Origin of the sequence: Clostridium sp. UBA6640, assembly GCF_002455975.1 — a bacterium.
GTDB lineage: Bacteria > Bacillota > Clostridia > Clostridiales > Clostridiaceae > Clostridium_J.
Window position 1 is genome coordinate 39,426 of sequence record NZ_DKLM01000128.1, and the last position, 7,954, is coordinate 47,379.

Here is a 7,954-nt window from a genome sequence, read left to right on the forward strand (position 1 = left end):
GCATAGTTTGAAGAATGACAAATGACTTTTATGAAGGAGGTTTTAACATTATGGTTAACATCAGACGTGCTAAGGCAGATGAATATGAAATTCTAACTGACATAGCTATTAAATCCGAGGCCTATTGGGGATATGATTCTGATTATATGGATAAGTTTAAGTCCATTTATAATGTAAGTGAAGAATTTATAAAAAACAATCCAACTATTCTTATAGAAGAAGATAACAGTATTGTTGGATTTTATGGCTTAGTATGCAAGGATAATGAGACTTCTTTAGAGTATTTTTTTATTGAGCCTAAATATATAGGTAAAGGATATGGAAAATTACTATGGAATTATCTAGTTAGCGATTGTAAAAATCTTGGTATTAAAGACTTTGACATAGTAACAAGTCCACAGGCTAAAGAATTTTATGTCAAAATGGGAGCAATACCATGTGGAGAAGTAGAGTCTCTTCTAAAAAAAGGACGTATAATTCCACAATTAATTTATACAGTAGAAAAGTAAAGACTTATATATTATAAGGCTTATTTTAAATTTACATTCTTAATTAGTAATTGGGGGAGAGAATGTGAAATTTCAGGAGGAATTATGGAAACTATTATTGGATGTTCAGTAATAATATATGATACTAATAAAAAAGTTTTGATTGCACAAAGAAGCAAAACAAAACGTAAATTTCCGTTATTTTGGGAAACAGTAGGCGGAACTTTAGAAAATGGAGAAAGTCCAGAAGAATGTATTAGAAGAGAAGTCAAAGAGGAATTAAATTGTGCTATTAGTGATCTAGAATTATTTAAGGTATATGTTATTGATTCAGATAATCGCTATGTTTTAATTGTTTATACAGGTAAACTTATTGGTGAAGTAGAAGCAAATGGGGAGATAGAGCAGATTAAATGGGTAGCAAGGAATGAAATTGATAAATACAATTTTATGGGAAATTGCAAAGAAAAGATTATAGACTTTTATAATGAGGAAGCTGAGAAAAGAATTGAAGAACTTAGAGATAAACAGATATGAAAAGATATAAAGTGGGTAATTGTAGGAAATTGCATCCAAATTAATTTTAGGGAGGTACTTATGTATCAATATTATAAGGGATTGATTATTAGAGAAGGAGCAGATGGGCTTAAAGGGGATACGATTAAAAAAATGTACAATGAGGTTGGTTGGGTGTCTGCAAGTCAACCGCTATGGCAAGATGAAAAGTATGAAATCTGCTTTAAAAATTCATCATGGGTTTTCACTGTCTGGGATAAGGAAGATATGATAGCTATGGTAAGGGCTGTGTCAGATAGAGTTATGACTGCAACAATCCAAGACTTAGCTGTGAAAGAAGAGTATCGAGGAAAAGGCATAGGTAAAAAGCTTGTGGACCTGTGTTTAGAAAAGTTACCCCATGGAAATTGGTGGGCTCATACAACTCCAGAAAATTATGACTTCTATAAAAAGTGCGAATTTGAAATGCCTCAAATATCTGATAGTTCAACAATGACATATATGGGATATACTAAGGCTAGATTAGATGGACATAGATAGATGATGTTTTAGATTTTTCTTAAAATGTGCATCAAATTGTAATTAAAAAATAATTAGGTTATAGACTACATTATTTATATGTATTCTATAACTTAATTATTACAAGGGACTAATACATTGTGCACTAGATATGATAAGAAAGGAACAATAAATATGCGAAGTGAACAAGAAATGATGAATTTAATATTGAATGTAGCAAAGAATGATGATAGAATTCGTGCTGTATATTTATCTGGTTCAAGAGTAGATCCTAATGCGACGCATGATAAATATTCAGATTTTGATATTGTCTATATTGTGAAAAATATTCAATCTTTTACAAGCAATGAGCAATGGTTGGAATGTTTTGGGGATAGATTAATTATGCAAAAACCAAATGATTGGTACAGCCATCCATATGATTATAGCAGTAATCAAGATTTTGTATATTTAATGCAATTTAAAGATGGGAACAGAATTGATTTGACTCTTGTAGACATTGAAAATATTCAGGGAAGAATATATGATAAAGAACCTAGAATTATATTACTTGATAAGGATGGAATAGAGGGATTAGATACTATTGAAGTAGGCAATTACTATTATATTCAAAAACCTACAGCAGAAGAATTTAGAGATTGCTGCAATGAATTTTGGTGGCTAAGTATAAATGTTGCAAAGGGACTATGTAGAGAAGAATTGATGTTTGTTAAGTCATTTATGGAACGTTATGAAATGGATATGTTTTTAAAGATGCTTAATTGGAAAATTGGAATTGAATACGATTTTTCAGTTTCTACAGGGAAATGCTACAAATATTTTAAGAGATATCTTAGTGATGAGGAGATGGACAGATTTACAAATTTATTTCCTAATGGTACATATGATGATATCTGGGCAAAGCTATTTGAAATGTGTAAATTTTTTCATGAGATTGCTTCTAAGGTGTCAGAACATTTTAAATTTGAATATTGCAAAGAAGAAGCAGAAAAAATTATGGAATATCTTAAAGCAATGTAGCAATAAAAAATAATTGGAGATAATTATAGTTAGCATTGGTTTTCAGTAAGAATTTGACAATAGAATAGTAGTAGATGATTATATGAAAACTAAATTATATGATTTAATAATAGTAAGTATAGTTTTAATACTACCTTTATTCACATTTTTTATATAGAAATAGAAATTAATATTACAATTATCATATAGATTTATTATAATTTAGTACATGTTTTATAGGATATTGTAAATTAAAGGAGAAATAAATATGTTAAGTGATGAACATTCATTATGCTATACAGAAATGAATGATATAGATTCATGGATTAAGATGGTTCATATTGTTAGAGATAAATTTCCGGGATTAGAGACAGCTGAGAAGATGGATGGTTATAAACAAATTGTAATTAAAAATATAAAAAGAAAAACTGCATTGTGCGTGAAGTATAATGGTGACGTTGTTGGGGTTATAATATTTTCTTATAATTCTAAATGCCTTTCTTTTATGGCAGTTCATCCAGATCATCGTAGAAAAGGAATAGCATCTGCGATGATAGAAAAAATGTTATCATTATTTCCTAATAATACATATATAACAGTTACAACCTACAGAGCAAATGATATAAAAGGAATTGCACCAAGAGCATTATATAAGAAGTATGGATTTGAGGAAGATGAACTTGTAACTGAATTTAACTATCCTCTTCAGAAATTGGTTTTAAATAAAAAATTTTATAAAGGTTTAAAATAAAGGATAAGGTCATATAAGTGAGGGATGACGAATGAATACATTATTAGCTTTAAATGGAGAAAAAAATATAAGTAATATTAATGATTTAGTTGCAGGGGTAGGGATGATTAGAAGTGAATACTTATTGCGTAAAATAGAGAAGTATATTACAACGTCCGAAGCACAGGAATATATTTATAATTATGTTTCTTATATATGCAGTGAATATAAAGAAAAACCTGTTTGGTATAGGACCGCAGAGTTAGTTACTCCAGAAGTAAATGTTTTAGATGGTGTAGATAGTGCTATTGAAGAAAAGCACTACATCTTAGGACTTAGAGGTGTAAGAAGAGGACTTAAATATCTTAAACCATTTGAAAAAGAAATAGAGATTATTAGTAAATTATCACATAAACATAGCAATTTAAATATATTATTTCCATATATAAAAGATATAGAAGAGATGAAAGAAATAATAAAAACAATTAATAAATATAAATTTAAAGGTAAATATGGAATAATGTTAGAGATACCTTCTGTATTCTTTCAATTAGATGAGTTTATAAAGTGCGGAATTAAAAATATAACAATAGGTATAAATGATTTAACCATGTTAACACTAGGAACTTTTAGAGGTTCTATGTATCATAATCCTTCTCATCCTGCAATTATAAAAATTATAAAGGAAACTTCAATTATAGCTGAAAGAAATAATATAGAATTAAATATAGCGGGTTATTTAACTGATGACTTTGTTAAAAACGTTTCTGATATTAAAGTTGATAATATTGTTATACATTATAAAGATTTACCTAAAATATGTAATGTACCTCTTGAAGATTTACCAGATATTAATTTGGTAGATGACATAAAAACATTAACTAAATCAAGAATAAAAGATAGGAAAAATAGGAGTGATTCATATTGAAAGATAAAATTAAAGTACACTTTATGGGGATATGCGGAAGTGGAGCTGCCCCTATAGCAATTATAGCTAAAAATATGGGATTTGAGGTATCTGGCTGTGATTTAAATGTAAAAGGATACTATAGCAATGCTCTTATGGAAAATAATATAGAAGTTAAAGAAGGGCATGATTCAAGACATATAGAAGGCATTGATGTTTTGGCTATTTCACCTGCTATTTTAGATATTTCACCTAATCATCCAGAAATTATAGCAGCTAGAGAAAGAGGCATTTTAATGACGTGGCAAGAATTTTCAGCTAGATATATCCAAAATGAAAAGTTTGTTATTTCTATTGCAGGAACTCATGGTAAATCCACAACTACAATTTTAATGGGACTAGTTTTAGAAAATGCAGGATTGGATCCAATTGTTGAAGCAGGGACAACTTTTAAAAAGTGGGGTGGAGGATATAGGATAGGAAACTCAAAATATTTTATCTGCGAGGCAGATGAATTTAATAATAATTTTCTTAATTATAATTCTTCCATAGCCATAATAAACAATGTAGAAATGGATCATCCAGAATTTTTTAAGGATTTAGATGAAGTTAAAGATTCTTTTAAAGAATTTATAAAAAAGCTTCAAACACCTAAAATTTTAATTGTTAATGAGGAGAGCACAGCCCTTAAAGAAATATTGCATGAATTAAAAGATTGGATTGAAGAAGAACAAGTAAGAGTTATAGGATATTATATAGATAATAAGTGTGATTTTCCTTTTGATAAAGAATATAAAGCAGTTTTAGGCACAGCTACTCCTGAATACTCAGCATATAAGATAACGAATGGAGATAAAGAATATGAATTTCAATTAGGATTAATAGGAAAGCATAATATTGAGAATTCTCTAGGTACATTAATTGCTGCCTTAGAATTAGGCGTTGATATTGAAGTAATAAAGGATTCCTTTAAAAATTTTAAAGGAATAGGAAGAAGATTGGATCTGATAGGAGATATAAAAGGAGTCAAAATTTATGATGATTTTGCTCATCATCCTACAGCTATAGCATCAACATTAGAATCAATTAAGGTTAGTCATCCAGGAAAAAAGGTTTTTGCTATTTTTGAGCCACATCAGATTTCAAGAATAAAGTTATTCTTTTACGAATTTGCAGAAGCATTAAAAAAAGCAGATAGAGTTATTATTTTAAAACCATTTTTAGGAAGAGAGGCAAATAAAAATATTGAGCCAATAAATGTAGAAACATTGGTTAATAAAATAAATCCAGATATAGCAGAATATATAGAAGACTATGATGATGTATGTAATAAAATCGTCAATGAAGTTAAAAGTGGAGATATAATTATGGTTTTTGGAGCTGGTGAATCGTATAAAGTATCTAGAAAAATCATTAATATGTTAGAAGAAAAAAACATAAGAAAGTAATATTTATAAGAATTGAAAGCTAACGCTGAAAAATATTCGCAATTGTGAATTGTGAATTCAATATTTTCAGCAAATAAACAGATAGATTATTTCTAACTATAAAACTAGCCTTAACCTAGCAATTTAAATGGTTAAGGCTAGTTTTCGTATTTGTATAGATTATTTTATGTATGTATAATAATCTATAGCCTTATTGACAATAGTAAGGCTAATTTGCTTTAAGAGAGGTACTTTAAAATGAGAAAAAAATATTTAATTGCTCTGGCAATTACTTGTATTCTTTGTATTACTGGTTGTAGTAATTCAAGTGCAAATGTCGAAAATTATCTTAAGAGTGGGACACCAATTGATTCAAAGGCAAAAGACATTATGCCAGATCTAGAAGATTTACCTGAATATAAAGATATAGAATACAAATATACAGAAAAGTCCATGTTAATTTTTAAAGCTCATTCTGTTGCCCTTATTGTGAGCTATGATGATGATACATTCGAAAGTGAAAAAGAGAAATTAGGTGAACAATATACTTTTTTAGATGAAAAAGTCAGCTCTTATTTTGATGAAAGCAAATATTACATTCCTGAATATGAGTTTTCAGTAAAGAGTTATACTTTTAGAGTTATAGATAAAGAGGGTACTTCTAACACAGAATTTCCTAAATCTTTTGGAATGATTGGAGTATCTGAAGAGAAAAAAAGTATAGCATATTTGTATTTCTATGATGGAGATTTAGATTATATAGAAGATGAAAATGAAAAAAATCCTATGGCTAATTTCGTTAAGGAATATTTTAAATATAATTTTTAGCATACATCTTTATATTATAAGCATTAACTTTAGTTTATAATTTCGATATTAAACAATTTCAGTATAAAATTAAATGGCTAAAAGCTATTGATAATGTAGTAATTAAATCAAAGTTTATGTGGAAAAAATAAGAATTGAAGTTTTTTTCTAATGGAAACTTCAATTCTCACATTTATGTAGCATTTATTTATTATAAATTGCAAAGCCTCTTCTAGTAAATAACAAGAAAAGGCTTTATAATCGAACTATTCATCCCATAAAACTTTACTTAAATAAGGCTTTAAATAATTACATCTTTTTTCAAGGGACTCTTTATCGTTATAATAGAAATCATTAACACCTGAACATCTATCTATGCAAAAATACCTTACATTACAATCTTTACATTTAGGTATATCATCAACAACACTTTTTCTAACTTTATTATTAATAAAGTTCATATATTCTTTAGAAGCAAATATTTCATTTAGCTCATCATTTAGAATATTTCCGAAGTTATATTCTTTATTATCTAAAATAAGGCATGGATGTAATTCTCCTAAATCATTAATGGAAAGTTTACCAGTTCCTGCTCTGCACATTATATTACATTGTAGACATTCTCTGACTTCTTCTAAATCATTAGAGTTATCTAATTTCAGATTTGAATAGTTATCAACTCCAAGATTGCTATAATTATCAAAACCTCTACCAAGAGGTACAAATTTTCTAACTCCTCCAGTAACATCAAGCTTTTCACATAATGAGTTAAAGTCATTTTCATGGTTTAAATTTTGATTTGTTGTTGTCATTGTGAGAATTATAGTCTCTTTATTAAATCCTGCTTCTTTAAGATTATCTATAGCTTGTATAATTTTATCATAAGCGCCTTTTCCTCTTATAAAATCAGTAGAGATTTTGTCATAACCATCTACACTAATAGAAACAGCGGTCACACACTTTTTTAATAAATGAGCCATTTCTTTATCAATTAATGTTCCATTTGTTATTAAATTTACTACACCTTTAAAATTGTTTCGAATATACGGAAGTAAAGTTTCTATATCTTGTCTTATTAGAGGTTCTCCTCCAGTTATAAGTAGAGTGTCTATATCCAATTTAAAAATCTTATCTAAAATCAATTTAATTTGATTAGTAGATAAAGTATCTATGTTGCTTATGTCAGAAGAAGCGGCACAGTGTAGACATTTAAGATTGCATTTATTAGTTATTTTAAATTCAATTTCACTTATATTAATTTCTTCTTTTTCATTAGACTTTACAATGATCTCCTCATCAAATAGAATTTCAAAAGCCTCCGCTAATTCCTGCTTTTCCGCTATACTCTCTAAACTATCTATATATTTTAATGGAGCTACCTTATTATCTATACAATATTTTATTTTATTTAACATAGGTTTATTAATGATTAACCATATACCAGAATCACCATTTATTATTATAAATTCATCTCTATTTTCCATAAACTTTACATATTTAGAAAAACTGATGTTATTATCATTTAAGTTTATCATGTAGCACCTGCTTTCAAAGTTATTTA

Annotated in this window: 9 protein-coding genes; 8 read left to right on the forward strand and 1 reads right to left on the reverse strand. The window is 28.0% G+C overall.

What is annotated here, in order from left to right; genetic code table 11:
* Positions 1–50 precede the first annotated feature (50 nt).
* From B2W91_RS13815 to B2W91_RS13850, 8 genes are all read left to right on the forward strand, one after another.
* Positions 51–509 (forward strand): GNAT family N-acetyltransferase, encoded by a 459-nt coding sequence (locus B2W91_RS13815; protein ID WP_291581931.1) that lies wholly within the window; start codon positions 51–53, stop codon positions 507–509.
* 84 nt (positions 510–593) lie between these two features.
* Positions 594–1,025, forward strand: a complete 432-nt coding sequence (locus B2W91_RS13820; protein WP_291581933.1) for an NUDIX hydrolase — start codon at positions 594–596, stop codon at positions 1,023–1,025.
* A gap of 60 nt (positions 1,026–1,085) precedes the next feature.
* Entirely contained in the window at positions 1,086–1,544 is a 459-nt protein-coding gene (locus tag B2W91_RS13825; protein ID WP_291581935.1) for a GNAT family N-acetyltransferase, read from the forward strand.
* 153 nt (positions 1,545–1,697) lie between these two features.
* Positions 1,698–2,543 (forward strand): aminoglycoside 6-adenylyltransferase, encoded by an 846-nt coding sequence (locus B2W91_RS13830; protein ID WP_291581937.1) that lies wholly within the window; start codon positions 1,698–1,700, stop codon positions 2,541–2,543.
* Between the two features lie 247 nt (positions 2,544–2,790).
* The gene (locus tag B2W91_RS13835; RefSeq protein WP_291581939.1) at positions 2,791–3,273 is read left to right on the forward strand and encodes a GNAT family N-acetyltransferase; all 483 of its coding nucleotides are present in this window, start codon (positions 2,791–2,793) and stop codon (positions 3,271–3,273) included.
* Between the two features lie 31 nt (positions 3,274–3,304).
* A complete protein-coding gene (locus B2W91_RS13840) occupies positions 3,305–4,180 on the forward strand; it encodes a putative PEP-binding protein (RefSeq protein WP_291581940.1) in 876 nt (291 codons plus the stop codon).
* Positions 4,177–5,607 carry a UDP-N-acetylmuramate--L-alanine ligase gene (murC, locus tag B2W91_RS13845; RefSeq protein ID WP_291581942.1) on the forward strand — a complete coding sequence of 477 codons (1,431 nt, stop codon included), beginning with the start codon at positions 4,177–4,179 and terminating at the stop codon, positions 5,605–5,607. Before B2W91_RS13840 ends, murC begins: the two co-directional genes overlap by 4 nt.
* A 237-nt stretch (positions 5,608–5,844) precedes the next feature.
* Positions 5,845–6,414 (forward strand): hypothetical protein, encoded by a 570-nt coding sequence (locus tag B2W91_RS13850; RefSeq protein WP_291581943.1) that lies wholly within the window; start codon positions 5,845–5,847, stop codon positions 6,412–6,414.
* A 245-nt stretch (positions 6,415–6,659) separates the two neighbouring features.
* Here the strand turns inward: B2W91_RS13850 and B2W91_RS13855 are convergent.
* On the reverse strand, positions 6,660–7,954 hold a 1,295-nt coding region (locus B2W91_RS13855), incomplete at its 5' end, for a radical SAM/SPASM domain-containing protein (RefSeq protein WP_291581944.1).

What these genes read in the sequence shown, in the direction of transcription:
- B2W91_RS13815 (WP_291581931.1), top strand. Translation starts at nt 51, where the DNA reads ATGGTTAACATCAGACGTGCTAAGGCAGATGAATATGAAATTCTAACT.
- B2W91_RS13825 (WP_291581935.1), top strand. Translation starts at nt 1,086, where the DNA reads ATGTATCAATATTATAAGGGATTGATTATTAGAGAAGGAGCAGATGGG.
- B2W91_RS13840 (WP_291581940.1), top strand. Translation starts at nt 3,305, where the DNA reads ATGAATACATTATTAGCTTTAAATGGAGAAAAAAATATAAGTAATATT.
- B2W91_RS13835 (WP_291581939.1), top strand. Translation starts at nt 2,791, where the DNA reads ATGTTAAGTGATGAACATTCATTATGCTATACAGAAATGAATGATATA.
- B2W91_RS13830 (WP_291581937.1), top strand. Translation starts at nt 1,698, where the DNA reads ATGCGAAGTGAACAAGAAATGATGAATTTAATATTGAATGTAGCAAAG.
- B2W91_RS13820 (WP_291581933.1), top strand. Translation starts at nt 594, where the DNA reads ATGGAAACTATTATTGGATGTTCAGTAATAATATATGATACTAATAAA.
- B2W91_RS13850 (WP_291581943.1), top strand. Translation starts at nt 5,845, where the DNA reads ATGAGAAAAAAATATTTAATTGCTCTGGCAATTACTTGTATTCTTTGT.